We start from the raw sequence: 768 nt of genomic DNA on the forward strand, positions 1-768 counted from the left end.
CAGGCGATTGAAGAATTTGTAATTCATGCCGTATAAATCAACGGTTAAGTGGAGAGTTTCTTATGGCAGGTCACAGTAAATGGGCCAACACCAAACACCGCAAAGCGGCACAGGATGCCAAGCGCGGTAAAATCTTTACCAAAATTATTCGTGAGCTGGTTACCGCAGCGCGCCTTGGCGGCGGCGATATCGGTTCCAACCCGCGTCTGCGTGCGGCAGTGGATAAAGCGCTGTCGAACAACATGACCCGTGACACCCTGAACCGTGCTATCGCACGTGGCGTGGGCGGTGATGAAGACGCGAACATGGAAACCATCATTTATGAAGGTTACGGTCCTGGCGGCACAGCGGTGATGGTGGAATGTCTGTCTGACAACCTATGGCGCCTGGGAAAGGGGTATCCGGACCGGCTGCGCGCCCTCCCCCCGGGGAAGGGCGGTGTCTTCAGCGAGAACCCAGGCCGGACCGTGGGGGATGGACTTGCCAGCGGGCCCACCCCGGGGGCACCCGGGGAAAAAAACGGGAAAGCGGCGGGGAGGGGAAAGGGGTAGGACTCGGGGGGCGCCGGAGAATTAAAAAAAAAAAAAACAAAACACTAATGAAGAGGTTACGTTGCTCGAGATATACTATAGACAGATCTATTACTATCTGTCATACACTCCACTATGACTCAGTGTTGACATAATAAACTCATATCATCACATCGTGACCATGTCAGTATCGAACATTCTTCTCATCTTAGATCAACTCGACGTACACCAATATCTT

Annotated in this window: 1 pseudogene; it reads left to right on the plus strand. The window is 52.7% G+C overall.

The features are described from left to right. Positions 1 to 62: 62 nt before the first annotated feature. Positions 63 to 377 (plus strand): annotated as a pseudogene (locus tag BTM36_RS29195) (YebC/PmpR family DNA-binding transcriptional regulator); the annotation flags it as partial. Between the last annotated feature and the right edge of the window lie 391 nt (positions 378 to 768).

The organism is Herbaspirillum sp. VT-16-41, assembly GCF_001994935.1.
GTDB lineage: Bacteria > Pseudomonadota > Gammaproteobacteria > Burkholderiales > Burkholderiaceae_D > Herbaspirillum > Herbaspirillum frisingense.